This window comes from Pseudorhizobium marinum (assembly GCF_000705355.1).
Taxonomy (GTDB): domain Bacteria; phylum Pseudomonadota; class Alphaproteobacteria; order Rhizobiales; family Rhizobiaceae; genus Neorhizobium; species Neorhizobium pelagicum.
On sequence record NZ_JMQK01000003.1, the window covers coordinates 195,481 to 221,260 of the forward strand.

Annotated in this window: 27 protein-coding genes and 2 riboswitches; of the genes, 12 read left to right on the top strand and 15 right to left on the bottom strand. The window is 62.9% G+C overall.

What is annotated here, in order from left to right; all coding sequences use genetic code 11:
* Window position 1: 1 nt before the first annotated feature.
* On the bottom strand, window positions 2-922 hold the full coding sequence (gene metA, locus EO99_RS0104975) for a homoserine O-acetyltransferase MetA (RefSeq protein ID WP_029617542.1): 921 nt from the start codon (window positions 920-922) through the stop codon (window positions 2-4).
* Between the two features lie 55 nt (window positions 923-977).
* Window positions 978-1,055: riboswitch (SAM riboswitch) on the bottom strand.
* A gap of 42 nt (window positions 1,056-1,097) precedes the next feature.
* Window positions 1,098-1,937, bottom strand: a complete 840-nt coding sequence (locus tag EO99_RS0104980; protein ID WP_029617543.1) for an AAA family ATPase — start codon at window positions 1,935-1,937, stop codon at window positions 1,098-1,100.
* 96 nt (window positions 1,938-2,033) lie between these two features.
* Here EO99_RS0104980 and EO99_RS0104985 point away from each other — a divergent pair, with 96 nt between their 5' ends.
* The 7 genes from EO99_RS0104985 (at window position 2,034) to EO99_RS0105020 (ending at window position 10,411) form a co-directional block, all read left to right on the top strand.
* Entirely contained in the window at window positions 2,034-2,687 is a 654-nt protein-coding gene (locus EO99_RS0104985) for a thiamine diphosphokinase (protein ID WP_029617544.1), read from the top strand.
* Between the two features lie 3 nt (window positions 2,688-2,690).
* A complete protein-coding gene (locus EO99_RS0104990) occupies window positions 2,691-4,514 on the top strand; it encodes an ABC-F family ATP-binding cassette domain-containing protein (protein WP_029617545.1) in 1,824 nt (607 codons plus the stop codon).
* Window positions 4,515-4,657: 143 nt separating this feature from the next.
* Window positions 4,658-5,107 (top strand): response regulator, encoded by a 450-nt coding sequence (locus EO99_RS0104995; protein WP_051679701.1) that lies wholly within the window; start codon window positions 4,658-4,660, stop codon window positions 5,105-5,107.
* Between the two features lie 56 nt (window positions 5,108-5,163).
* Window positions 5,164-5,263, top strand: a riboswitch (TPP riboswitch).
* Window positions 5,264-5,299: 36 nt separating this feature from the next.
* On the top strand, window positions 5,300-6,307 hold the full coding sequence (gene thiB, locus EO99_RS0105000; RefSeq protein ID WP_029617547.1) for a thiamine ABC transporter substrate binding subunit: 1,008 nt from the start codon (window positions 5,300-5,302) through the stop codon (window positions 6,305-6,307).
* Between the two features lie 24 nt (window positions 6,308-6,331).
* Entirely contained in the window at window positions 6,332-7,963 is a 1,632-nt protein-coding gene (locus EO99_RS0105005) for a thiamine/thiamine pyrophosphate ABC transporter permease ThiP (RefSeq protein ID WP_029617548.1), read from the top strand.
* Window positions 7,950-8,672: a thiamine ABC transporter ATP-binding protein gene (locus tag EO99_RS0105010; protein ID WP_029617549.1), complete on the top strand. Its 723-nt coding sequence runs from the start codon at window positions 7,950-7,952 to the stop codon at window positions 8,670-8,672. The genes EO99_RS0105005 and EO99_RS0105010 overlap by 14 nt, the downstream gene beginning before the upstream one ends.
* Window positions 8,673-8,953: 281 nt before the next feature.
* Complete coding sequence (locus tag EO99_RS0105020; protein ID WP_235776765.1) at window positions 8,954-10,411, top strand: M48 family metalloprotease; 1,458 nt, start codon at window positions 8,954-8,956, stop codon at window positions 10,409-10,411.
* A 24-nt stretch (window positions 10,412-10,435) separates the two neighbouring features.
* Here the strand turns inward: EO99_RS0105020 and EO99_RS0105025 are convergent, their stop codons facing one another.
* The 6 genes from EO99_RS0105025 to EO99_RS27320 form a co-directional block, all read right to left on the bottom strand.
* The gene (locus tag EO99_RS0105025) at window positions 10,436-11,296 is read right to left on the bottom strand and encodes an RNA polymerase factor sigma-32 (RefSeq protein WP_029617551.1); all 861 of its coding nucleotides are present in this window, start codon (window positions 11,294-11,296) and stop codon (window positions 10,436-10,438) included.
* 284 nt (window positions 11,297-11,580) lie between these two features.
* On the bottom strand, window positions 11,581-12,150 hold the full coding sequence (locus EO99_RS0105030; protein ID WP_029617552.1) for a CarD family transcriptional regulator: 570 nt from the start codon (window positions 12,148-12,150) through the stop codon (window positions 11,581-11,583).
* A gap of 369 nt (window positions 12,151-12,519) precedes the next feature.
* Window positions 12,520-12,858 carry a ferredoxin FdxA gene (gene fdxA / locus EO99_RS0105035; RefSeq protein ID WP_029617553.1) on the bottom strand — a complete coding sequence of 113 codons (339 nt, stop codon included), beginning with the start codon at window positions 12,856-12,858 and terminating at the stop codon, window positions 12,520-12,522.
* 221 nt (window positions 12,859-13,079) lie between these two features.
* The gene (locus tag EO99_RS0105040) at window positions 13,080-13,445 is read right to left on the bottom strand and encodes an RNA-binding S4 domain-containing protein (protein WP_051679702.1); all 366 of its coding nucleotides are present in this window, start codon (window positions 13,443-13,445) and stop codon (window positions 13,080-13,082) included.
* A gap of 2 nt (window positions 13,446-13,447) precedes the next feature.
* Complete coding sequence (locus EO99_RS0105045; protein WP_029617555.1) at window positions 13,448-16,507, bottom strand: helicase-related protein; 3,060 nt, start codon at window positions 16,505-16,507, stop codon at window positions 13,448-13,450.
* Window positions 16,508-16,518: 11 nt separating this feature from the next.
* Entirely contained in the window at window positions 16,519-16,767 is a 249-nt protein-coding gene (locus EO99_RS27320; protein WP_156034627.1) for a hypothetical protein, read from the bottom strand.
* 109 nt (window positions 16,768-16,876) lie between these two features.
* Here EO99_RS27320 and EO99_RS26585 point away from each other — a divergent pair, with 109 nt between their 5' ends.
* On the top strand, window positions 16,877-17,032 hold the full coding sequence (locus tag EO99_RS26585; protein ID WP_077067033.1) for a DUF3309 family protein: 156 nt from the start codon (window positions 16,877-16,879) through the stop codon (window positions 17,030-17,032).
* Between the two features lie 34 nt (window positions 17,033-17,066).
* Entirely contained in the window at window positions 17,067-17,321 is a 255-nt protein-coding gene (locus EO99_RS0105055) for a YMGG-like glycine zipper-containing protein (protein WP_029617556.1), read from the top strand.
* A 75-nt stretch (window positions 17,322-17,396) separates the two neighbouring features.
* On the opposite strand, the gene phbB is transcribed toward EO99_RS0105055, so the two are convergent.
* Both phbB and EO99_RS0105065 read right to left on the bottom strand, forming a co-directional pair.
* Window positions 17,397-18,122: an acetoacetyl-CoA reductase gene (gene phbB / locus EO99_RS0105060; protein ID WP_029617557.1), complete on the bottom strand. Its 726-nt coding sequence runs from the start codon at window positions 18,120-18,122 to the stop codon at window positions 17,397-17,399.
* 92 nt (window positions 18,123-18,214) lie between these two features.
* On the bottom strand, window positions 18,215-19,396 hold the full coding sequence (locus tag EO99_RS0105065; protein WP_029617558.1) for an acetyl-CoA C-acetyltransferase: 1,182 nt from the start codon (window positions 19,394-19,396) through the stop codon (window positions 18,215-18,217).
* Between the two features lie 228 nt (window positions 19,397-19,624).
* Between EO99_RS0105065 and phaR the strand changes: the two genes are divergently transcribed.
* A complete protein-coding gene (gene phaR / locus EO99_RS0105070) occupies window positions 19,625-20,200 on the top strand; it encodes a polyhydroxyalkanoate synthesis repressor PhaR (RefSeq protein WP_029617559.1) in 576 nt (191 codons plus the stop codon).
* A gap of 68 nt (window positions 20,201-20,268) precedes the next feature.
* On the opposite strand, the gene rpmF is transcribed toward phaR, so the two are convergent.
* The 3 genes from rpmF to mtgA all read right to left on the bottom strand — a co-directional run bounded on the left by rpmF (window position 20,269) and on the right by mtgA (window position 22,019).
* Window positions 20,269-20,454, bottom strand: coding sequence for a 50S ribosomal protein L32 (gene rpmF, locus EO99_RS0105075; RefSeq protein WP_029617560.1), 186 nt, complete (start codon window positions 20,452-20,454; stop codon window positions 20,269-20,271).
* A gap of 146 nt (window positions 20,455-20,600) precedes the next feature.
* Entirely contained in the window at window positions 20,601-21,248 is a 648-nt protein-coding gene (locus EO99_RS0105080; RefSeq protein WP_029617561.1) for a glutathione S-transferase family protein, read from the bottom strand.
* 72 nt (window positions 21,249-21,320) lie between these two features.
* Window positions 21,321-22,019: a monofunctional biosynthetic peptidoglycan transglycosylase gene (gene mtgA / locus EO99_RS0105085; protein WP_029617562.1), complete on the bottom strand. Its 699-nt coding sequence runs from the start codon at window positions 22,017-22,019 to the stop codon at window positions 21,321-21,323.
* A 168-nt stretch (window positions 22,020-22,187) separates the two neighbouring features.
* On the opposite strand from mtgA, the gene EO99_RS0105090 reads away from it, so the two are divergent.
* Window positions 22,188-23,102 (top strand): polyprenyl synthetase family protein, encoded by a 915-nt coding sequence (locus tag EO99_RS0105090; protein ID WP_029617563.1) that lies wholly within the window; start codon window positions 22,188-22,190, stop codon window positions 23,100-23,102.
* Window positions 23,103-23,112: 10 nt separating this feature from the next.
* On the top strand, window positions 23,113-23,754 hold the full coding sequence (locus EO99_RS0105095) for a LysE family translocator (RefSeq protein ID WP_029617564.1): 642 nt from the start codon (window positions 23,113-23,115) through the stop codon (window positions 23,752-23,754).
* Between the two features lie 23 nt (window positions 23,755-23,777).
* On the opposite strand, the gene EO99_RS0105100 is transcribed toward EO99_RS0105095, so the two are convergent.
* Together EO99_RS0105100 and ispG are read right to left on the bottom strand one after the other, a co-directional pair.
* A complete protein-coding gene (locus EO99_RS0105100; RefSeq protein WP_029617565.1) occupies window positions 23,778-24,434 on the bottom strand; it encodes an OmpA family protein in 657 nt (218 codons plus the stop codon).
* A 74-nt stretch (window positions 24,435-24,508) separates the two neighbouring features.
* Window positions 24,509-25,759 (bottom strand): flavodoxin-dependent (E)-4-hydroxy-3-methylbut-2-enyl-diphosphate synthase, encoded by a 1,251-nt coding sequence (ispG, locus tag EO99_RS0105105; RefSeq protein WP_029617566.1) that lies wholly within the window; start codon window positions 25,757-25,759, stop codon window positions 24,509-24,511.
* Window positions 25,760-25,780: the final 21 nt, after the last annotated feature.

Below are 25,780 nucleotides of genomic sequence, written 5' to 3' on the forward strand. Positions count from 1 at the left end.
CCTAGACCGATCCAATCTTCTCCAGCTGGTAGGGCGTCGACTGGTAGATCTCGTTGATCCAGTTTCCGAACAGGAGATGGGCATGGCTGCGCCAGCGGTTCTGCGGCGTCAGGGTGGTGTCGTCGTGCGGGAAATAATTGTGCGGCAGCTTGATTGGCACGCCGGCATTGACGTCCCGGAAATACTCCTCGGCCAGTGACGTGGAGTCGTATTCGACGTGGTTGAACATGTAGAGGCGGCGACCCTGCGCTTCTTCAACGAGGCAGACACCCATTTCCTCCGATTCCATCAGGATCTTCAGCTCCGGCACCTTGGCGATATCCTCGCGCCGCACCTCGGTCCACCGCGATACGGGCACCTGGAAGTCGTCGGAAAAACCGGTCAGGAACACGGAAGCTGGACACAGGTTGCGGTGGCGGTAGACCCCGAAGGCCTTTTCCTTGAGCTCGTGCTTCGGCACGCCGTGGAAGTGATAGATGGCGGCCATCGCGCCCCAGCAGACATTCATCGTCGAATGGACGTTGGTCGTCGTCCAGTCGAGGATCTGCTGCATCTCGTCCCAGTAGGTGACGCTCTCGTAGGGAAGCGTCTCCACCGGCGCACCGGTGATGATGAAGCCGTCGTACTTGCGGTGCTTCACCTCCTCCCAGGTCTCGTAGAAGGAGAGCAGGTGTTCCTCCGAGGTGTTCTTCGCCTTGTGTCCGCCGATCCGCACGAGCGACAGTTCGACCTGCAGCGGCGAGGCGCCCACGAGCCGTGCCATCTGCAACTCGGTCTTGATCTTGTTGGGCATGAGGTTGAGCAGGCCGATCTGCAGCGGGCGGATATCCTGCCGCACGGCGACCGTTTCGGTCATCACCCGCACGCCCTCCTGGACGAGGGTTTCGAAGGCGGGCAGCGTATCGGGAATCTTGATCGGCATCGCACACTCACAAAACAAGAAACCGGCCGCGAACAAATCGCAACCGGCGCGTGAAGGTGGAACTCGCGCGGCCCTTTAGCGACTTGTTTAACGTGGCTGCAAGCCGGCCGGCCAAATCACCACACAATATCGTTCAATTAAACTTCGAAGCAGCAAAGGTCAAGAAAAGAGGAGTCTAACGTTCGCGGCGCGCCATGAAGGCCAGGCGCTCGAAGAGGTGGACGTCCTGCTCGTTCTTCAGAAGCGCGCCGTGCAGCTTCGGCAGCGCGGTCCTGACATCGGCGCCCAGATCGGCGGGATCGATGTCGTCGGAGACCAGCAGCCGGATCCAGTCCAGAGCTTCCGAGGTCGAGGGCTTCTTGCGCAGGCCCGGCGTCTCGCGGATTTCGTAGAAGCGCGTCAGCGCCTGGCGGACGAGCGCCTGCTTGATGCCCGGATGATGGACCTCGACGATCCGCGCCAAAGTTTCGGGGTCGGGAAAGCGGATATAGTGGAAGAAGCAGCGGCGCAGGAACGCGTCAGGAAGCTCCTTCTCGTTGTTCGACGTGATGATCACGACCGGCCGGACCTTCGCCCTCACCGTCTCACCGGTCTCATAGACATGGAATTCCATCCGGTCGAGTTCCTGCAGCAGGTCGTTGGGAAACTCGATGTCCGCCTTGTCGATCTCGTCGATCAGGAGAACGGTCTTCTCCGGCGCCGTGAAGGCCTGCCACAGCTTGCCCTGGCGGATGTAGTTGCCCACGTCGTTGACGCGGGCGTCGCCGAGCTGGCTGTCGCGCAGCCGCGAGACCGCGTCGTACTCGTAGAGCCCCTGCTGTGCCTTCGTGGTGGATTTGACGTTCCACTCGATCAGCTGAAGTCCGAGCGCCGAGGCGATCTGCCGGGCGAGCTCTGTCTTGCCGGTGCCGGGCTCCCCCTTGACGAGCAAGGGCCGCTCCAGCTGGATGGCCGCGTTGACGGCGACCAGCAGATCCTTGTCCGCGATGTAGTCTGCCGTACCCTGAAACTGCATGCGATGCCCCTGTCGAAGTTGCCGGCAACGTAAAAGCTCGGTTTCGGCTGTGCAAGCGGCTTTCCCTCAGCCCCGGCTTTGCGATATGGGCTTCCCATGATCAAGACCACATTCACCATCCTGCTCGGCGGGGATTTGACCCTCACGGATCGACTGCAGTATGCGATTGCCGGAAGCCGCTTCATCGCGGCCGACGGCGGCATGCGGCATGCGAAGCCTCTGGGCGTGGAGCCGGAGCTCTGGGTGGGGGATTTCGACTCCACGCCGCCGGCGCTCGTCGAGGACTGGCCGCAGGTCGAGCGACATCCTTTCCCGGCGGCCAAGAACGAGACCGACGGCGAGATCGCCACCGCGGAGGCGCTGGCGAGAGGGGCACAGCGGCTGATCCTCGCCGGCGCCATGGGCGGCGAGCGCAGCGACCATGCGCTTCAGCATTTTCTCCATGCACTGCGCCTGGCCGAGCAGGGCGTCGATGTGCTTCTGACATCCGGCCTTGAGGAAGGGATGCCCCTGATGCCCGGACAGCCCAGAGTTCTCGACGTGCCAAAAAGCTCGATGTTCTCCGTCATCGGATTTTCCGATCTGGAAAACCTGACGATCACCAACGCCCGCTATCCGCTCGACAGGTATTCTTTGCCCTTCGGCTCCGCGCGCACCATATCCAATGTGGCTGAGGGCCCCGTCTCCCTGTCCATCGATCGCGGCAGGGCGATGATCCTGGCCCGCCCCTATGACCTGACTGGAGCCTGAACCTTGGCACCCCCGATCCTGAAACTCGACGATATCTTCCTCAGCTTCGGCGGCACGCCGCTTCTGGCGGGTGCCAACCTGCAGGTGGAGCCCGGCGACCGCATCTGCCTTGTGGGACGCAATGGCTCCGGCAAGTCGACGATGATGAAGATTGCCGCCGGCATGGTCGAGGCACAGTCCGGCGAAGTCTTCCGGCATCCCTCCGCCACCATCCGCTATCTTGAGCAGGCCCCGGATTTCGGCAGCTACCAGACGGTGCAGGCCTATGCCGAGGCGGGATTGGGCCCCGGCGACGACGCCTATCGCGTTACCTATCTGCTGGAGCACCTGGGCCTGACCGGCGAGGAGGACCCCAACCGGCTTTCCGGCGGCGAAGCCCGCCGGGCGGCACTGGCACGCGTCTTGGCGCCCGAGCCCGATATCCTCATGCTGGACGAGCCCACCAACCATCTCGACCTGCCGACGATCGAGTGGCTGGAAGACGAACTGCGCAAGACCCGCAGCGCGCTCGTGCTCATCTCCCACGATCGGCGCTTCCTGGAGAAGGTGTCGACCGCCACCGTCTGGCTCGACCGTGGTGTGTCGCGGCGTCTCGACCGCGGGTTCCAATACTTCGAAGCATGGCGCGACGAGGTGCTGGAGGCGGAGGAGCTGGAGCAGCACAAGCTTGGAAAGGCGATCGAACGGGAGGAGCACTGGCTGCGCTACGGCGTGACGGCGCGCCGCAAGCGCAACATGCGCCGCCTGGGCGAGCTCCAGACCATGCGCGCCGACTACCGCGGCCACAAGGGCGCTCAGGGCAGCGTGCAGGCGACGGCATCGGAAGGGCGCGAGTCCGGCAAGCTGGTCATCGAAGCCGAGATGATCACCAAGAGCTACGAGGAGCGCACCATCGTCGCGCCCTTCAGCATCCGCGTGCACCGGGGCGATTGCATCGGCCTCGTCGGCCCGAACGGCGCCGGCAAGACGACGCTCCTGAAGATGCTGACCGGACAGCTTGCGCCGGACACCGGTACCGTGAAGCTCGGCACCAATCTCGAGATCGCGACGCTGGACCAGAAGCGCGAGGATCTCGACCCGGAAGAAACGCTGTCCCAGTATCTGACCGACGGACGCGGCGAGACGCTTCTCGTCAACGGCGAGCAGCGCCATGTCGCGGGATACATGAAGGACTTCCTGTTCCAGCCGGAGCAGATCCGCACCCCGATCAAGAACCTCTCCGGCGGCGAGCGCGCCCGGCTGATGCTGGCGCGGATCATGGCGCGTCCCTCGAACCTGCTGATCCTCGACGAACCGACCAACGACCTCGACATCGAAACGCTCGACCTTCTGCAGGAGATCGTCTCCGGCTTCAGCGGCACCGTCATCCTCGTCAGCCACGATCGCGACTTCCTCGACCGCACGGTGACCTCGACCATAGCGCCCGCCACGCCGGATGCCCCCGATGGCCGCTGGATCGAATATGCCGGCGGCTATACCGACATGCTGGCTCAGCGCCGGGGCGCACAGGAAGAGCGGCGGCGCGTCGAAAAGCAGGAGAAGTCGAAGGCCGCAACGGCCGGACCCGCATCGGAGGCTCCCAGGAACAAGGTCAAGCTGTCCTTCAAGCAGAAGTTCGCGCTCGAGAACCTTCCCAAGGAGATGGCGAAGGTGGAAGCCGATATTGCCGCGCGAGAACAGAAGATGGCCGATCCCCAACTCTTCAGCAAGGACCCGGCGACCTTCAACAGGCTGGCGGCGGAGACGGAGAAGCTGCGCCAGGGCCTGACGCGGATGGAGGAAGAGTGGCTGGAGCTCGAGATGCTGCGCGAGGAGCTGGAGGGATAGGAGTTAACCCTCTGTTAGCCATAACGGGCGGCCATTTCGCTGCTTCTGCCGGAAACCGGAACAATCCTTCGGGACCTTCGTTCGGTTGTCAGTGTCGATCTGGGACAGACGCTGGTAAGACACCGAACCTTAGGAGAATTCCAATGCTGGCAAGTGTACCGAGTCGTCGGCTGGCTCAGCAAGCGGCACACCATCGTGTCCTGATTGTCGAAGACGAATTCCTGATCGCGCTCGACGTCGGCGAGACAGTTGAGGCGATGGGTTTGCAGATCGCCGGCTTTGCCAGCGGCCGCAGCCATGCCTTGGCGCTTGCCCAGACGGCCGACATCGCCCTGGTCGACGTGAACCTCTCCGACGGAAGAACAGGACCGGAACTCGGACGCGAGCTTGCCGAGATCTACGGTCTGACGGTAATCTACATGACTGCCAACCCGGAAGAGGTCAATCAGGTCCAGAACGGCGTGCTTGGCGTCCTGACGAAGCCCGTGATGCCGCATGTCGTGGAACAGTCCATCGATTATGCCGTTGCACGGCGCACCGGCGGCATTGCCTCCCTGCCCCGCGAACTCCACGTTTTCCAGCGCCCTCACTAGCGCCTCGATCCCGGCGCGAATGCTTGCCAAGGCCTGCGCTGCCCGGTACACCGTAGGAAGCTCTAACGGGGTGCCGCATCTGCGGCTGAGAGGCTTTGCCAACCCGCGGAACCTGATCCGGTTGATACCGGCGGAGGGATTAGACGGCTTCTGATCGACGCCTGTTCCCTTTCGTTGAACAAGGAGGCGTCAATGACAAGAACCCTGCCATTCCTGTGTTTCCTGTCGACCTTCGCAATCGCCTATCCTGCGATGGCGCAGGAGAAGACGCTGACCATCTACACCTACGAGAGCTTTACCGCCGAATGGGGCCCCGGTCCCCAGGTCAAGGAAGAATTCGAAAAGACCTGCGCCTGCACCATCGAGTTCGTCAGCGTGGCGGACGGCGTGGCTCTGCTCTCCCGGCTGAAGCTGGAAGGTCAGAGCACGGGAGCTGACCTGGTGCTCGGCCTCGACACCAACCTGGCGACGGAAGCCAAGGCCACCGGACTTTTCGAGCCGCATGGCCTCGACACGGGCGCCATCGCAGTCCCGGGCGGCTACAGCGACGAGGTCTTCATTCCCTACGACTACGGCCATTTCGCCGTGGTCTACGACACGCAGGCGATGCAGACGCCACCCAGAAGCCTGAAGGAACTGGTAGAAGGAGATCCGGCCCAGAAGATCGTCATTCAGGATCCGCGCACCTCGACGCCGGGGCTTGGCCTGCTTCTCTGGGTGAAGTCGGTCTATGGCGACGACGCTCCGGCGGCCTGGACGAAGCTCCGCGACAGGATCTTGACGGTGACGCCGGGATGGTCGGAAGCCTACGGGCTGTTCACCAAGGGCGAGGTGCCGATGGTTCTCTCCTACACCACCTCGCCGGCCTATCACATGGTCGCGGAGGGCACGGAGAGGTATCAGGCCGCCGCGTTCTCGGAAGGCCACTATGTCCAGATCGAACTGGCCGGAATGCTGACGACATCGAATGACAAGACGCTGGCGAGAAAGTTTCTCGCTTTCACGATGACGCCGGCCTTCCAGAACATCATCCCGACGACGAACTGGATGATGCCGGCCGCACCAACCTCCGAACCCCTTCCGGACGCCTTCAACAGGCTCGTCAGTCCGCAGAACACGCTGCTGATGGATCCCGAGGAGGTTGCCGCCCATCGACGGGCATGGATCGATGAATGGCTGACGGCAATGAGCGCCCGATGAGCGCCGAGTGAGCCGACAGCCATGATGATGACGCGGCGGCAGCGACGGTGGGGACTTGCCGGCAGCGCCATTGCCCTGGCGGCAACCGCGCTCTTCATACTTCTGGCACTGGCCGCGCTGCTGGCCAGTCAACCGGCGACTACCGATGGGTGGATTTTTTCGGCCTACACATTCCGGATCCTCCAGTTCACGCTTCTGCAGGCAGCTCTGTCGACCCTGCTTTCGACAGGCCTTGCCGTGCCCGTGGCGCTCGCGCTGGCGCGCCGCAGCCATTTCCCCGGGCGTCTCTGGGTTCTGAGACTCATGGCGCTGCCGATGGGCTTGCCGGTTCTGGTGGTGACGCTCGGTTTGATTGCCATCTGGGGCCGGCAAGGCTGGGCAAACGGCCTGCTCCTCTCGCTGGGTGCCAGCGAACCTATCAGCATCTACGGATTGAGCGGCATCCTTCTGGCGCATGTATTCTTCAACCTGCCGCTTGCCTGCCGGCTGATGGTCTCCGCGCTCGAGCGCCAGCCGGGCGAATCCTGGATGCTCGCCGCAGGCCTCGGCATGAACTCCGTCTCGGTCTTCCGCTTTGTCGAGTGGCCGGCGCTGGTAAGGATCCTGCCGGGCATTGCGGGCCTCATCTTCATGCTGTGCGTGAACAGCTTCACCATCGTCCTGGTCCTGGGCGGCGGGCCCGCGGCAACGACGCTGGAAGTCGCCATCTACCAGTCCCTGCGGTTCGATTTCGACCCGCCCCGGGCGATTGCCCTCGCGCTGCTGCAGATTGCGCTGACGGGCCTGGTCGTGGCAGTCCTGGCGACAATGCGCCGACCGGAGGAAAGGATATCAACGCTTGGCGGCGCAAGAATCCGCTTCGACGGGCGAACACTCGCGAAGCGCACCTGGGATATGGCTTGGATTGCCACAGCTGTGGCCTTTCTCTTGCTGCCCTTGGTCGCGGTCGTCTCGGCCGGTCTGCAGGCAGACCTTGGCCGGCTGGTTACCAGCGCAGCGTTCGCAGGCGCTGCCGCGACGAGCCTTGCGATTGCCCTCGCATCCGGATTGCTCGCACTGGCAATGTCGATCGCCATCATCCGCGGCCGCCTGACGGTGGCAGAGACGCAGGGCGCTGGAGCCAGTGCAGTCGCCTATGGCCGAATTCTCGGTGCCACATCATCGCTCGTCCTGCTCGTCCCGCCGATCGTCCTCGGCACGGGATGGTTCCTGCTGTTGCGGCCATGGGGCGACGTGAGCCGCTTTGCACCCGTCCTGGTCGTCGCCATCAATGCCCTGATGGCGCTGCCCTTCGTCGTGCGCGTCCTGGAACCGGCCATGGAGACGCACCACGCACGAACCGCCCGGCTGACCGCCAGTCTCGGCATGTCCGGGCTCTGGAAACTATGGCACATCGACCGGCCGATCCTGATGACGCCTGCGGCCCTCGCGCTCTCCTTCGCGATGGCCCTGTCGCTGGGCGATCTCGGCGCTGTCGCTCTGTTCGGCTCCAGCGATTTCGTCACGCTGCCCTGGCTGCTATACAGCAGCCTGTCGAGCTATCGGACCGCCGATGCCGACGGACTGGCGCTTGTCCTCGGCGCCGTCTGCCTGATCCTGGCCGTCGTCGGCACATCCGGACAGGATAGCAACAGGAGCAGGCGTGCCGCAGGTTGAACCGGGACCAGACATTCATCTGCGGGACGTGCGGCTTGTGCTCGGTGCGCGGCGCTTCGAGTTCGACCTGACCCTGCGCGGGGGCGCCATCACCGCCGTCATCGGTCCCTCCGGATCGGGAAAATCGACTCTTCTCAACTTGGTTGCGGGCTTCGTCTTTCCGAAGTCTGGGCAGATTGTCATAGGACACCAGGACCTGACGCCGGAGCATCCGGCAGAGAGACCCGTTTCCCTGGTGTTTCAGGACAACAATCTCTTCGGTCACCTCGATCTCTTCACCAACGTCGGGCTCGGCATCAGCCCCTCTCTGAAACTGTCGAAGGAGGAAAGGCGCAACGTTTCTACAGCCCTCTCGCGCGTCGGTCTGGGTGGAATGGAAAAGCGCAAGCCTTCGACCCTGTCTGGAGGGGAGAGGCAAAGGGCAGCCTTTGCGCGCGCCCTCGTGCGCCAAAAGCCGGTTTTGCTGCTGGACGAACCCTTCGCGGCACTGGATCCCGGCCTGCGTCTCAACATGGCGAGCCTGTTGACGGACTTGCAGGCGGAGAGAAAAAACACCGTTCTCATCGTCACCCACGACCCCGACGAGGTCCGGCGCCTGGCAGACGACGTCGTGTTCATCGACGATGGCCGCGTGATTCTGCAAGCTCCCGCGGCCGACCTCGCCGCGCGCCGCGACATTCCCGCCATCGCCAGCTTCCTGGACGGCTAGTCGCCCCATGCCACAATTTGGACGTGCCGCAGTGGCATCGCAGCAACAGCACCTTTCCGGTTGCGACAAGGATCCCTATTTAGAAGAGAAGCTCTGTGATTGCTGCGCCAGAATCGCTAAGTCGACAGAATTGCAGTCACCGACTCTCCGTCGAAATGGACTTGAGCCGGGCGCGGATCGGATAGCGGATCTTGATGATGACACATCCGAAAACGACGAGCATGCAGCCGGAGAGGCTGGGATCGCCCCCTTCTGGGCAGACACCTTCCGTGCGCCGGGGGATGACGGGTGCTGTCGTGCTCCTGGCGGCAAGCCTTGGCTTGTCGAGCTGCCAGTCGCTTCTTGATCAGGCCTACCAGCCGAATGTCTCCCCGTCCGATTCGCCACAGATCGTCGACGAGGTCCAGAGGAATGACCCGCGAGCGCAGATGGGCGCACGCGAGCACCCCCGTATCGTTGCAAGCTATGGCGGCGAATACCACGACGAGAAGACGGAGAAGCTGGTGGCCCGCATCGCCGGGGCGCTGACTGCTGTTTCGGAAAACCCGAACCAGTCGTACCGCATCACCATCCTCAACTCCCCTGCGATCAATGCCTTCGCCTTGCCCGGCGGCTATCTCTACGTCACGCGCGGGCTTCTGGCGCTTGCCAACGACGCGTCCGAAGTCGCCGCCGTACTCTCGCACGAGATGGCGCATGTGACCGCCAACCACGGCATTGAGCGGCAGCGCCGGGAAGAGGCGGAGGTCATTGCCAGCCGCGTCGTCGCCGAAGTCCTGTCGAGCGATCTTGCCGGCAAGCAGGCTCTGGCCCGTGGCAAGCTTCGCCTCGCAGCCTTCTCCCGCCAGCAGGAACTGCAGGCGGATGTGATCGGCATTCGCATGCTGGGTGAAGCCGGCTACGACCCCTATGCCGCACCGCGGTTTCTGGATTCCATGGCCGCCTATGCCCGCTTCTCGTCGGTCGACCCGGATACGGACCAGAGCCTCGACTTCCTGTCCAGCCATCCGAATGCACCCCAGCGTGTGGATCTGGCGCGCCGCCATGCACGCGCGCAAGGGATGGAAGGACAGGTTGGGGATAGGGGCCGCGACTATTACGTCGCAGGCATCAACGGCCTTCTTTACGGGGACAGTCCGGAGGAGGGCTTCGTCCGCGGCCAGACCTTCCTTCACGGCGGCCTGGGAATACGCTTCGACGTGCCCTCCGATTTCCGCATCGACAACAAGGTGGATGCCGTACTGGCGACCGGGCCGAGCGATACAGCGATCCGTTTCGACGGCGTCGACGCCGGCGATACCGACAACCTCGCCAATTATCTGACCAGCGGGTGGGTTGCCGGGCTGAAGGCCGAGACAGTTCAGACGACGACCATCAATGGCCTGCCCGCAGCCACGGCGCGCGCGTCGGCCGAGCGTTGGGACTTTGATGTAACCGTCGTCCGGTTGAACAATCAGATCTTCCGTTTCCTGACGGCGGTTCCGAAGGGTAGCCCGATGCTGGAACAGGTCTCGACGGTGCTGAAATCAAGTTTCAGACAGATGACGCCTCAGGAAACCGCAGCCCTGAAACCGCTGCGCGTGCGCGTCGTCACCGTGGGTCCGAACGACAGCCTAGCCACCTTGGCAGCCCGGATGATGGGTACCGATCGCAAGCTGGATCTCTTCAAGCTGATCAATGCCATGCCCGCTGGGGCCGCCATCACGCCAGGTCAGCGGGTCAAGATCATTTCCGAGTAATTGCGGGTCGGAAGAGTTGCCCGATCAGACGGCGGCCATTTGCGGATTGGCGGAAACGAGGGCGGATCTCAGCTTCTCGATAGCGCGGCTTTCAATCTGCCGCACGCGCTCCTTGGAAATGCCCAGTTCGGTACCGAGAGCCTCCAGGGTTGCACCGTCGTCGGTCAGGCGACGCGCGCGGATGATTTTCTTTTCCCGATCGTTCAACTTGGTCAGCGCGCCCTGCAACCAGTTCAGACGGCGCTCACCATCGATCATGCCCGACACCTGCTCGTCCGGCAGGGGCTCGGCGCTCGGCAGGAGGTCGAGCCGCTCGCCGCTGTCGGCATCGCCTGCAATGGTGGGGGCCTGGAGCGAGGCGTCGTTACCCGATAGCCGTGCATCCATCGTCTGCACGTCGGCCACGCTGACGCCCAGTGCCACGGCAATCTCTTCATGAATGGCACGGGAGGTCAGATTGCTGTCGCCACGGGAAAGCTTGGCGCGCAGACGGCGCAGGTTGAAGAACAGGGCCTTCTGTGCCGAGCTCGTGCCGCCCCGAACGATGGACCAGTTGCGGAGGATATAATCCTGCATCGAGGCGCGGATCCACCAGCTTGCGTAAGTGGAAAAACGAACGTCGCGGGCCGGCTCGAACCTTGCCGCCGCTTCCAGGAGCCCTACATAGCCTTCTTGAACCAGGTCGCTCATCGGCAGGCCGAAGCCACGGAACTTCGAAGCCATGGCGATCACCAGACGCATATGCGCCAGCGCGATCTGGTTGCGCGCATCCTGATCCTTATCGTCCTTCCAGCGCACAGCAAGATTGCGCTCCTCATCTCGGGCAAGATAGGGGGCAGACATGGCGATTTTGATCATATTGCGATCCGCAGACATGGCTTTCATCGTCTTCTCCGTGCAGTTGGCTAACCACGGCAAGCAGGCGATGACCCACCGTGGACGGTGCGGGTCGAGATCATGCGCCGCTTGCTTCCCTTCTTTTTCGTTTCTCGAGGACTTGCCGTAGGACGGCGGCCCCCTAAATTTCTCTGAAACAGTTGAGAAGCCTGGCCGTAAAAGCAGCAAGATTTCGCCGTTCCGGCGGGTTAACGTTGCGCGGTTGAAAAAGTTCCAAAACAAAAAACCCGGCCAGTGGCCGGGTTTTTTGTCAGTGTCGATGACGTTCGCTGTTAGGCGGCTTCGTCCTGGGACTCATCTTCATCGACGACCTTGCCACGCTTTGGGCCCTTGGCAAGGTTGGCCTCCACCAGACGAACGGATTCGGTATCCGACATCTTGTTGACGGCCGCAATTTCACGCGCCATGCGGTCCAGGGCGGCTTCGTAAAGCTGGCGCTCGGAATAGGACTGCTCTGGCTGGTTCTCGGCGCGGTAGAGGTCGCGCACGACTTCCGCGATGGAAATCAGGTCACCGGAATTGATCTTGGCATCATATTCCTGCGCCCGGCGGGACCACATGGTGCGCTTGACGCGTGCCTTGCCTTGAACCACCTTGAGAGCGCGCTCCACGAAATCCGTTTCGGACAGCTTGCGCATGCCGATGCTGACCGCCTTGGTGACAGGCACCTTGAGTCGCATCTTGTCCTTTTCGAAATCGATTACGAAAAGCTCGAGCTTCATGCCCGCAACTTCCTGTTCTTCGATGGCAGTGATCATGCCGACGCCATGGGCGGGATACACGATTGCTTCGCCGGTTTTAAAGCCTTGGCGCGCCGAAGATTTTTTCTGCTGGGTCGTCATTCGTTTCACAAACTCCCTGTTACGCACCCGGTTTTAGGACCGGGGCCGGGTCAGGCAGGCCCGGATGAGACGGGGGGAACCGTCGGGTCACTCAATACTGGTCCGACCAACGTGCGCGAAAAAACAACTCGATCGCGGCAGCGACGACACATAAGATCACAGTGATGTCACGGAAATCGCGTCTAGATGACCTGTTGCTTTCGTGATGTTTTTTGGGCACGCAAGTGCCACCTTGTGGAACAGTTCTTGTTGTCTACCACAAAAAAGTGCCGAAATCAATAATTTGCTTTTATATGCGGCATATCCGCATCAATGTCCGTTTGCCCAATCTGCAGGCAGGACACCCGTCCAGGGAATCTCCGGAAGACGTCAGTCACCCTTGCCGGGTTCGGCCTTGAAGAACTGCTCGAACTTATCCGCAACGCCGTCCATCTCCTTCGCCTCGGGCAAAGGCTCCTTCTTGACGGTGATATTGGGCCAGATCTGAGCATAGTCGGCATTGATCTTCAGCCACTTGTCGAGACCCGGCTCCGTGTCCGGCTTGATGGCCTCTGCCGGACATTCGGGCTCGCACACGCCGCAATCGATGCATTCATCAGGATGAATGACGAGGAAGTTTTCGCCCTCGTAGAAGCAATCCACGGGGCAGACTTCCACGCAGTCGGTGTACTTGCAGCGAACACAATTGTCAGTCACGACGTAAGTCATGCGGCACTCCAGAAAACGCGATCGGACCGTCTGCGGCCAGAGACGCTGGGCCGACCGGAAGAGCAGCGAAATGCCTCTTAGGGTCGGCGGTTTCCGCCTCGATTGACCGTGACGTAGTGCCTTTATCCGCGCTTAGCAAGGATAAAGCTTCCATCGAAACGGCTGTTTCGGAAGCATTATTCTCTTCGGGTGCCTGCAGTGGCCCTATGCCTTCACAGACCCTAGTTCCCGTCCTTGCCACGATGGAAGGGCCGTCTGAGTGCGCGCTCGAAGGGTGTCAGCCGCGCTTGCTCCGAGACCGGCGGGGAAAGATCATCATAGAGTTGACGGGCCTCGCTGGAAGGACCGCGCCGAAACCCTCCGCTCCGCACCACAAGAAGGACATCCCGTCGCTCGAACAGGAGGCCGACCTTGTCGCCCGGGCGCACAAGATCGCTTGCATGCCGGATCGGCCTTCCGTTGATGGTGACGCTGCCAGCCTCGACGAGTGCCTGAGCAATGGCCCGGGACTTTACCATGCGGGCGAAGAAGAGCCATTTGTCGATACGCTGATGCGTCCCGGCCGGTGCCTCTCCCTCTGCCGCCATGGCTACTTCTTCATCTGTTCCTTGAGCGCGGCAAGCTTGGCAAAGGGCGAATCCGGATCCACCGGCTTCTCCTTGCGTGGAGGCTTCGCCTCGAAACGAGCCGGCTGCGGCGCTTTGCCGCGATCGGGTCGGTCATTCCTGTCGCCGCGGTTCTGCCGCTCGGGCTTGCCCTCAGGCCGGCGGTTGTCGCGCTTCGGACGGCCACCTTCGCGGGTCTCGCGTTCACCCTGGCTGCGCGGCTCGCCCTGCTCACGGTTTTCGCCACCGCGGCCACCCGGCCGGCGCTCGCCCTGCGACGGGCGCCCGCCTCTCTGGTTCTCGTTGCGTCCACCTGGCCGCCACAGCAGCACAGGCTTGGGCTCTTCCGCTTCCGCGACCTCACCCGTCGTCTCGACGCCTTCCGGCGGCTGAACGGCTTCGGCAACTGCGACCGGATCGGCGGCTTCGGACGTCTCGGCGGCTTCGGACGTCTCCTCGGCAGGCTGATCCACCGCTTCCCCGGCGGCATCAGCCGCTTCGGTCTTGGTTTCGGCATCGGCAGGCTGCGCTTCGGCATCGACGCCGCCCTCTGTGGGCGAAGGCGCAGCGGTCGACGCCGGCTCCTGCGCCGACAGGAAGGCTGCCGCCTCGGCAGCACTCAGCACGTCGGCGCGGTATCCGAGACCCTTCAGGATCTCTTCCATGTCGTCGGGAGTGGCACCCAGAATGGAGAGCATGGATGTCGTGGCCGTAAAGCGACGGCCGTCATAGGCGCCCTCGGGACGCGGAGAGGTGCCGGGCTTCCACTGGAGAAGTGGACGGATCAGATCCGCAAGACGCTCCAGGATGTCAATGCGCACGGCCCGCTTGCCGAGGAAGCGGAAGCCGGCAAGCTTGTAGAAGGTGCGCTCGAAACCCGGATCGGCGACCACGGACGTGCGACCGGCCGCAAGTGCGGGAATGAGTTCGCCATAACCCGGCTTGTCCAGGCCGTCGTTCTTCAGCGCCCAGAGCAGGGTGATGAGTTCGGCCGGCGACGGCTTCAGCAAGGCCGGCATGAAGATGTGGTAGGCGCCGAAGCGGATGCCATAACGGCGCATCGAGGCGCGGCTGTCCTGGTCCAGCGACTTGACGTCGTCGGCAACGTCGCGGCGGAAGAGCACGCCAAGGCCCTCGACCAGCTGGAAGGCCAGCCCTTTCGCCAGTCCCTGCAGGTCCTCGGCGCGAGAGAGATCGTCGAGAGGCTTCAGAACGGTCGCGATATGATGGTTGACGAAGCGCTCGATGCGGGCAAGCGCGTGTTCTCGCGCATTGCCCGACAGGGCATCGTCCGCCAGGAGGATGACGCGCGGGCGCATGATGTGGTCGCTGGCGGAGAGCCGGCCGACGGGATCGCCCAGCCACCGCACGAAGCCATCCGAGCCCACGGACAGATCGCCGTTGCCGGACGCATAGAGGCGCGCCGCTCGGGCTTCGAACTCAAGCGACAGAGCCTTTTGGGCAGCCCCCTGGACAGCCTTGGCATCCGGACCCTCGGCCCCGGAAACCGGCGTAAACCGAAATCCCGCCAATTGTCCGACGTGATGGCCTTCCACGAAGACATCACCATTCACACTGATTTCAGCTTCCAGCATCGCATTCTCTCTCAGGCGCTTCATGAGCACAGATGTCCTGCGGTCAACAAAACGTTTCGTCAACCGTTCATGTAGGGCGTCTGACAGCCTGTCCTCAATTTCTCTAGTCTTTTCTTGCCAGTGTGTCGGATTGGCAAGCCAGCCGGGACGATTGGACACATAGGTCCAGGTGCGGATCTGGGCGATTCGCGCCGAAAGCGTATCGATTTCGCCATCCGTCCTGTCTGCCCGCCTCACCTGTTCGGCCATGAAGTCCTCGTTGACCGCGCCATGGCGCACGAGGTCGGAGAAGAGCGTCGAGATCAGATCCGCATGCTGCGCCGGCGCGATCCGCCGATAGTCGGGCAGGGCGCAGGCTTCCCAGAGCTTCTCGACCCGTTCGGCCGTCGTGGCAGCATCGATGATCTCGGGATAGCGGGACAGATAATCTAGCGCCTGGCTGTCTGTCGCCGGCAGCGCTCGTGTGAGGCCCGCGATTGTCGGCGAGGTCTCAAGGCTCGCCTTGAGACTGCGGATCGAGGAATAGTCCAGCGACTTCGAACGCCACTGGAGGACTTTGACCTCGTCGAACTGGTGGCGTTCGATGCGCTCGACAAGCTCGTTGTCGAGCGGCTGCACCTGACCGGTGACGCCGAACGTGCCGTCCCGCACATGGCGTCCCGCCCGCCCGGCGATCTGGGCCATTTCTGCGGGATTGAGGTTGCGGAACTGATACCCGTCGAACTTGCGGTCCTGCGCAAAGGCCACATGGTCGACATCGAGGTTGAGACCCATCCCGATCGCATCGGTCGCGACCAGATACTCGACGTCGCCCTCCTGGTAGAGGCCGACCTGAGCATTGCGAGTCCGCGGGCTGAGCGCACCGAGAACCACCGCCGCCCCGCCACGCTGGCGGCGGATCAGCTCGGCGATCGCATAGACCTCGTCGGCGGAAAACGCGACAATGGCGGTGCGCTGCGGCAGGCGGGTGATCTTCTTCTGCCCAGCATAGAAGAGCTGCGACATCCGCGGCCGCTCGATGATGGTGATCCCGGGCAGCAGTCGCTCCAGGATCCGGCGCATGGTCCCGGCGCCAAGCAACAGCGTCTCCTCGCGCCCGCGAAGATGCATGATGCGATCGGTGAAGATGTGGCCGCGCTCCAGATCGGCGGCAAGCTGAACTTCGTCGATGGCAACAAAGGCAGCCTTCGTCTCGCGCGGCATCGCCTCGACCGTGCAGACGGAAAAACGGGCGCCCGGCGGCGTAATCTTCTCTTCACCCGTGATCAGGGCGACGGCGGGCGCACCCACCTTCTCGACCACCCGGGTATAGACCTCGCGCGCCAGAAGCCGCAACGGCAGCCCGATGACACCGCTGCCATGGGCCACCATCCGTTCGATGGCGTAGTGGGTCTTGCCGGTATTGGTCGGGCCGAGCACCGCGGTCACGCCGCGTCCGCTGAGCATCATGGGCTGAAAATTCAAAACTGCGTCCGCACATCAAGGCTTCGCCGACGCGCGCGTGTGGCGGCGACCGTGTAGAGATGGCCATTTCCCGGCGCATTGGCAAGTGACGGCACCGTTTCTCCCGAAATTTCGGCCTTCATGCTTGTCGTCGTCAGGAACAAAGCGGAACGTTTAGGCGACGAATCGCTGACTCCGTGAGGTCCGTTTTTGTTCTTCTGCCCCGCCGTCGAGCTTCTCGGGCAGGTCATTTTCACCAGCACCATGGCGCCTCGGAAGACCTCATTGTCGACACCAGTTGCCGTGACGGAACAAAACGATAGAAGATGCGTTTGTTCCTCCATCCTGAAGAACAGGGATCGGAGACTGCAAGACATGCTCGGTACGGTGCTGCTGGTCATCCTCATACTGCTTCTCATCGGCGCTCTGCCGAATTGGGGTTACAGCAGCAACTGGGGCTATGGTCCTTCAGGCGGGCTCGGCCTGGTCCTGGTCATCGTCCTCATCCTCCTGCTCATGGGCAGGATCTAAGTAAAGCGTTATTGAAACGGGAAGGAAGAAAAACATGAAGAAGATCTTGCTGGCAGGCGCACTTATCGGCTCCCTCGCATCGTGCACCTCGACGGAGCGTGGCACCGCCATCGGCGCCGGTACCGGTGCAGTGATCGGCGGCGTTGCCTCCAACAGCTGGGGCGGCGCAGCTGTCGGCGCTGTGGCTGGTGGTGCTGTTGGCGCCCTCGTCGGCGCCTCGCAGGAACGCTCCGGCTACTGCGTCTACCGCGACCGTTATGGCCGCACCTACGAAGCCCGCTGCCGCTAAGAGCGGATCAGCTGTGAGAAAAGGCGCCGGTCACACGGCGCCTTTTCTGTTTGATCGCCCACCTTGGCCGGCGGATCACTGAAAATATTGCCCGCCGTTTGCCGCAAGCGTCGAGCCGGTGATGAAGCCCGCATCGTCCGAAGCGAGAAAGACGACGCAACGCGCGATCTCTTCCGGTTCCCCCAGTCGTCCGACCGGAATCTGCGGAATGATCTTCTCGTTCAGCACCTTTTCCGGAATCGCTCTTACCATTTCCGTTGCAATATATCCGGGACAGATCGCGTTGACGGTAATGTTCCTGGCCGCCCCCTCCTGCGCGAGAGCCTTGGTGAACCCGAGGTCGCCGGCCTTGGCCGCAGAATAGTTGACCTGCCCCATCTGACCCTTCTGGCCATTGATGGAGGAAATATTCACGATGCGGCCGAAGCTCCGCTCGCGCATGCCGTTCCAGACCCGGTGCGTCATGTTGAAGAGACCGCTCAGATTGGTGGCGATCACCTCGTTCCACTGCTCAGGGGTCATCTTGTGGAACATCGCATCGCGGGTGATCCCCGCATTGTTGACGAGCACCTCGACCGGCCCGATCTCTCCCTCGACCTGGTCGATGCCTTGCGAGCAGGCTTGGTAGCTCGAGACATCCCATTTGAATACCGGGATCCCCGTTTCCTCGCCAAAGGCGCGGGCTTTCTCCTCGTTGCCCGCATAATTGGCTGCGACGCGATATCCCGCCGCACTCAGCGCTACCGCAATCGCGGCGCCGATCCCACGCGTGCCGCCGGTAACCAATGCTACTCTGCTCATCAGGTCTCCCCTCCCGTTCATGGCAGTCCGCGTCGACCGGTCTCTGCGGCCTCAGACGCGGCATTCAATGCTGATAGGCATCGGTCTGGTCTTCACATCGCCTCGACGCACATGGCGACACCCATGCCGCCGCCGATGCAGAGCGTCGCAAGCCCCTTCTTGGCGCCCCGGCGCTTCATCTCGAAGACGAGGGTGTTTAGGACCCGGGCGCCCGACGCGCCGATCGGATGACCGATGGCGATCGCCCCGCCATTCACGTTGACGATGGCCGGATCCCAGCCCAGCTCCTTGTTGACGGCGCAGGCCTGCGCCGCAAACGCCTCGTTGGCTTCCACGAGATCGAGGTCGCTTGCCTTCCAGCCGGCCTTCTCCAGGGCCTTGCGGGATGCCGGGATCGGGCCTGTTCCCATGATCTGCGGATCGACACCCGCCGTTGCCCAGGACACGATCCGCACAAGCGGTGTTATCCCGCGGCGCGAGGCCTCCTGCTCCGTCATCAGCAGGGTGGCGGCAGCGCCATCATTGATGCCCGATGCATTGCCGGCGGTGACGGTGCCCTCCTTGTCGAAGGCAGGCCGCAGCTTCGTCATGCTTTCCAGGGTTGCCCCGATACGAATGTATTCGTCGGCATCGACCGTGACGTCGCCCTTGCGTCCCTTCACCACGAACGGCACGATTTCGTCCTGGAAGCGGCCGGCTGACTGCGCCGCCTCGGCCTTGTTCTGGGAGCCGACGGCGAACTGGTCCTGCTCCTCGCGCGACAACTGCCACTGCCGCGCCACGTTTTCGGCCGTCGTGCCCATGTGGTAGCCGTAGAAGGCATCCGTCAGGCCGTCCTTGATCATGGTGTCGATCATCTTCATGTCGCCCATCTTCACGCCGCCGCGCAGATGCGCGCAGTGCGGCGCCATCGACATCGATTCCTGTCCGCCCGCAACGACGATCCGGGCATCTCCGAGCGCGATCTGCTGCATGCCGAGCGCCACCGCACGCAGACCGGAGCCGCAGAGCTGGTTGACGCCCCAGGCCGTCGCCTCCTGCGGCACCCCCGCCTTCATCGCGGCCTGCCGTGCCGGGTTCTGCCCTTCGCCGGCCGGGAGGACCTGCCCGAGAATGACCTCATCGACCTCTGCGGCATCAACACCGGCGCGCACCAGAGCGGCCTTGACGGCAGCGGCCCCCAGTTCGTGGGCGGGAATGTTGGCGAAGGCACCGTTGAACGAGCCGACGGCCGTTCGGGCTGCGGATGCAATGACGATCGAAGTCTGGGTCATGGGCGGCTTCCTCCTCGGGTACTTTTATCGTGAAACTCTTGCAAAGCTTCCAACCGAAGTCAAACCGCCCGAAGTGCGAGCGAGCACATGTCGGGGCTTGCGCCGATTTGCTGCGCAGCATACGCCGCGCCGCGCTGCACAAGATGGATTGTCAGTGCCGATTGTTTGGGCTTACAGTTGGTGCGGGAGAGACCGTCCGGATCGAATGGATGGACACGAGGAGGCAACATGGCCAAGAACGACGGCGATACGATTATCAAGAAATACGCCAACCGGCGCCTCTACAACACCGGCACGAGCACTTACGTGACGTTGGAAGACCTCGCCAAGATGGTGAAGAAGGGCGAGGACTTCACGGTTCAGGACGCAAAGAGCGGCGAGGACATTACCCACTCGGTCCTGACGCAGATCATCTTCGAGCAGGAATCGAAGACCGGCAACACCCTTCTGCCGATCTCATTCCTGCGACAGCTGATCTCCTACTACGGTGACCAGATGCAGATGGTGGTGCCGACGTTTCTCGAGCATTCGATGCAGGCGTTTACCGACCAGCAGGTCCAGATGCGCGAACAGATGACGCGCGCGCTCGGCGAGACGCCGCTGACCAAGAACCTTCAGGCGCCGATGCAACTGATGGAAGAACAGGTTCGCCGCAACACCGAGATGTTTCGGCAGGCCATGCAGATGTTTTCTCCCTTTGGCGCCCAGGCGACGGGAGCGGGCGGCAAGAAGAACGAGCCCAAGGACATCGATGAGCTGAAGGAGCAGCTGCGGACACTGCAGGACCGCATCGACAACCTCTAAGGCAGACGAAACGCAACAAAAAAGGCCGGAAAAACCGGCCTTTTTTGTTCAACATCAGCGAAGAAAGCTTATGCGCTTTCCTTCGGCGTCAGAACCTGGCGACCGCGGTACATGCCCGTCTTCAGGTCGATGTGGTGCGGACGGCGCAGTTCGCCGGAGTTCTTGTCTTCGGTGTAGGTCGGTGTCTTCAGCGCGTCAGCCGAACGGCGCATACCGCGTTTCGACGGGCTAGTTTTTCTCTTCGGTACAGCCATGCTCGTTACTCCACTTTCGTGCAAGACATTGTCCCCGGCCGGATTTCTAGCCGAAATGGACAAGCTTCAATATCGGAAATTTGGCCGGCTTATACATGCTGGACCGGCCGTTGACCAGTCCCCACTGCAAAAAATCGTGCCGCCGATCAGGCCTCGTCTTCGGGGACGACCCAGGTTTCCGCAAGCGCAGCCTTCTGCCATGCAAGCCAGGCCGGATGAGCCTTCACGGTCGCCATATAATCCAGCACGTCAGGCTCGGTGACAAGATCGTAAATCTCGAAGCGATTGACCACCGGAGCAAACATGGCGTCGGCTGCGGAGAACGGACCGAAAAGGAAAGGTCCACCCGACGCCTGGCGGCATTCCTTCCAGATGGCGCACACCCGCGCGACGTCTTCCGCCACGCCCGCGGGAAGGTCGATCCGCCCCTTCGGTCGCCGGATGTTCATCGGGCAGGCTCCGCGCAGGGCCCGGAAGCCGGACAGCATCTCCATGGAGATCGATCGCGCCACGGCACGCGCGGCTGCGGCTTCTGGCCAGATGCCGCGATCGGGAAACAGCTCTGCCACATACTCGATGATCGCCAGCGATTCCCACACGCGCACGCCACCGTGATGGAGAACCGGCACGCGGCTTGTCGGCGAGATCTCGCTGAAGCGCGGATTGCCGGCCGGGAAGTCGAAGGGGATCAGGACTTCCTCGAAGGGAATCCCGGCGGCCGTCATCGCGATCCACGGGCGAAACGACCAGGAGGAGTAGTTCTTGTTACCGATGTAGAGCGTTAACCCGTCCATGTGCCCCTCCAGCCAGATGCTGTTGATGGCTTAACCGGCTCCGCCCCGCCTGACCAATGAAAAGGCTGAACACTAGCCATAAATGCAGGTGATGTATTCGCCCGAACCGCGGGCCCGTCGCTCGACGACGCCGGCAATCCGCTGCATGCCTCTACCGGGCTTGCTGGCGACCCGGGTGATGGGGTTTGGAAGCGAAACGGCGAGAAGCGCTGCCTGCCGGCGCGTCAGGTCGGCGGCCGAAACCCCGAAATGGTGCTGGGCTGCCGCCTCCGCGCCATAGATGCCCGGCCCCCATTCGGCGACGTTGAGATAGATCTCCATCATCCGTCGCTTCGGCCACACGAAATCCGCCACCATCGCCAGCGGCAGCTCCAATCCCTTGCGGACGAAGGAGCGTCCGTTCCAGAGAAACAGGTTCTTGGCAGTCTGCATCGGAATGGTGCTCGCCCCACGCGTATTTTCACCCTCCAGCGCCTCCTGGACCACAGCCTTCATCTCGCCCCAGTCGACGCCGCCATGCCGACAGAACTGCCCGTCCTCCGACATCATCACCGACTGCACGAGATTGGGCGAGATCTCCTCCAGGCTGACCCATCGGCGATCATAGCCGTTGAGCATCACCAGATCCGCCGCCATGAGTGTCGAAATCGGATGAACGAAGGCTGGCGTATAGAGGAGGATCAGCAGATAGGGAGCGATCAGCAAGGCGAGACCGAGCAGCAGCAGCCGGCGCAGGATCCGCGAAAACGATCGTCCTCTGCTGCGGCTCAAGCCGGCATCTCCCTCTACCCCATCGTCTTCCGGCTCTGTCGCCACGCTCGCCTCTCGCTTTTGCCGTTTCTTAGCCGCTAGCGGCCCGGATGGCCAGTGGACCTCCAAAACTCTTGGCGTGCGAGAAATCGCGTTGCACAGTCCTGTCCGGCATGCCAAACAGCCGCCATGACCGGGCCGATCAACGAATTCGAAAAACGCCTGATGGAAAGCGCCGAAGCAACGGAAACGCTGCTGGCATCACTGCTTTCCGGAACATGCCTGCCGGGTGAAATCAGCCGGCCGGCAACACTGCTGGCTGCCATGCGGCACGGCACGCTGAACGGCGGCAAGCGTCTGCGGCCATTCCTGGTGCTGGAAAGCGCCGCCATGCTCGGCGGCGATCCGCAGGCTGCCGCCAGGATCGGCGCGGCGCTGGAATGCGTTCACTGTTATTCCCTGATCCATGACGACCTGCCGGCCATGGACGATGACGACATGCGCCGCGGCCAGCCGACCGTCCACCGGGCTTTCGACGAAGCCTCGGCGATCCTGGCGGGCGACAGCCTGCTCACCTATGCCTTCGACATCATCGCGGCGCCGGAGACGATGCTTCCCGACCCACAGAAGACCGAGCTGGTGCTGGCACTTGCCCGCGCCTCGGGTCTCGGCGGCATGGCAGGCGGACAGGCGCTGGATCTTGCTGCCGAGAAGGCAGCACCGGACGAAGCCGGGATCGTCACCCTGCAGGCGATGAAGACGGGGGCGCTGCTGCGGTTTGCCTGCGAGGCGGGCGCCATTACTGCTGGACGGGGGCCGGAAGACCGGCAGCGGTTGCGGGACTTCGGCGAGAAGATCGGACTGGCCTTCCAGCTGGCCGACGATCTCCTCGACATCACGGCGGATGCAGCGACCATGGGCAAGGCGACCGGCAAGGATGCCGCGCGCGGCAAAGGCACGCTCGTCGCGCTCTATGGGGCGGCCTGGGCCGAAGATCGGCTGGCCGTTCTGGCGCAAGAGGCGAGCGATTTGATCTCCGGATACGGGGACAAGGCAGTCATTCTCCAGGCTGCGGCGCATTTCATCGCGGACCGAAAGAGCTGACGGAGGCCCGATGACAGAGGTGATGAGCTATCTTCCGATGATCTGGCCGGCCTATGTCGCCTACCTGATAGCGGTCATGAGCCCCGGTCCGGCGATCCTGGCCATCATCGGCACGGCCAGCGCCCAAGGCCGCCGGGCCGGCGTGACCATTGCCCTCGGCATTTTCTGCGGATCTGCGACCTGGGCGGCCGCGGCGGCCATGGGGATGGCCGCCCTGCTGCGGCACTACGCCTTTGCTTTGGAAATTCTGAAGATCGCCGGCGGCTTCTACCTTCTGTACCTGGGCTGGAAGGCCTACAGATCGGCACGCCTCAGCGACACGGAGCTCAAGCTGTCGCAGAAAACCGGGGACCGGTCCGTCCGCCAGCTCCTGTTGCGCGGTTACGCGATCCACGTCACCAATCCGAAGGCGATCTTCGCCTGGCTGGCGATCATCTCGCTCGGGCTCCCGCAGGCTGCGCCGACATCTGCGATCATTGCGATCATCGGCCTGTGTCTGTCCTCCGGGCTGCTGATCTTCACCGGCTACGCCCTGCTCTTCTCCACGCCACAGGCTGTTAACGCCTACCGCGCCATGCGCCGGTGGATCGAGGGAGCCATGTCTGCCTTTTATTGTTTTGCCGGCCTGAGGCTTCTGACGAGCCGCCTGTAAGGCGGCCCGTCCGCATCATCCGACTACTGCGAGATCGGCGCGATCAGCACCTCGACGCGACGGTTCTGCGCCCGTCCATCCGGCGTAGCATTCGACGCGATCGGCTGCGACGGCCCGAAGCCCAGCGTCGACATGCGGCGCTGATCGACGCCCTGGCTGGCGAGATAATTGGCGACCGATGCAGCACGGCGTTCGGAAAGGCCTTGATTATAGGCCAGGCTGCCGGTCGAATCCGTATGTCCGTTGACGTCGATGAGCGTCCGGTTGAACTTGTTGAGGACGAGCGCAACCGAATTCAGCGTCTGGTAGAACGGTGGGATCACCTGATCCTGGTCCGTGGCAAACGTCACGTTGGACGGCATGTTGAGAACGATGCGGTCGCCCATGCGCGTCACCGAGACACCCGTTCCCTGCAACTGGGCCCGAAGCTCCGACTCCTGCTGGTCCATGTAGTTGCCGATGGCGCCGCCGGCGAGGCCGCCGATCGCAGCACCAATCAGGGCGTTGCGGCCCTTGTCGCCGCCGCCGACCACCAGGCCGCCGAGTGCGCCGAGGCCGGCACCGATCGCCGCGCCTCCGGCGGTATTCGATACCTTCTGCTCGCCCGTGTACGGGTCGGTGGTGGTGCATGCGGAAAGATAGGTCGCGCAGAGCGCGACGATGGCCAGTCTCTTGATCATCAGAATCGATATCCCCGTCGTCTATGGTGAATCGTCATTTACCATAAATTGCGGCAATATCGGGTCAATGGAATTCATTCCGCCGCGGAGCGGTGTCCGAAGCGCTGTTCGATGTAGTCGATGACCATCTTCTCGAAGTCGCCGGCGATGTTCGGGCCGCGCAGCGTCATGGCCTTCTGCCCGTCGATGAACACCGGTGCCGAGGGCGTCTCGCCGGTCCCGGGAAGCGAGATGCCGATATCGGCATGCTTGCTCTCGCCCGGACCGTTGACGATGCAGCCCATCACCGCGACGGTGAGCGCTTCGACGCCGGGATATTTCTCCCGCCAGACAGGCATGTTCTTGCGGATGTCGTCCTGGATCCGCTGCGCCAGTTCCTGGAAGACCGTGGAGGTCGTGCGCCCGCAGCCGGGGCAGGCAGCCACCACCGGGATGAACTGCCGGAAACCCATCACCTGCAGCAGTTCCTGCGCCACCTGCACCTCGCGGGTGCGGTCGCCATTCGGCTCCGGCGTCAGCGACACGCGGATGGTATCGCCGATCCCGTGCTGCAGCACATAGCCCATGGCCGCCGATGAGGCGACGATGCCCTTGGATCCCATGCCGGCCTCGGTCAGGCCAAGATGCAGCGCGTGGTTGGAGCGCTCCGCCAGCATCGAATAGACCGCAATCAGATCCTGCACCTGGCTGACCTTGGCCGACAGGATGATGCGGTTGCGCGGCAGACCGATGCTCTCGGCAAGCTCGGCCGAAATCAGCGCTGACTGCACGATGGCCTCATGCATGACCTGGCGGGCGGACAGCGGAGAACCCTCCAGGGCATTGCGGTCCATCAGCGTCGTCAGCAGATCCTGGTCGAGCGAACCCCAGTTGACGCCGATGCGCACCGGCTTGTCGTAGCGGATCGCCATCTCGATGATGTCGGCGAACTGCTTGTCCTTCTTGTCCTTGAAGCCGACGTTGCCGGGATTGATGCGGTATTTGGCGAGCGCCTCGGCACAGGCGGGATGATCGGCCAGCAGCTTGTGGCCAATGTAGTGGAAATCGCCGACGAGAGGCACGTCCAGTCCCAGTCGCAGCAGCCGCTCTTGGATCTTCGGCACCGCTGCGGCACTCTCATCGCGGTCCACCGTGATGCGGACGATCTCCGAGCCGGCCGCATGGAGCGCCGCGACCTGCGCGACCGTGGCATCCACATCCGCCGTATCGGTATTCGTCATCGACTGCACGACCACCGGTGCTCCGCCGCCGACGATGACCCCGCCGACATCGACAGCCACAGTTGCGCGGCGTGGCTTCGGATCATGGTCGATCGGTGCAGACATGGGGCTCTCTTGGTCTGAAAA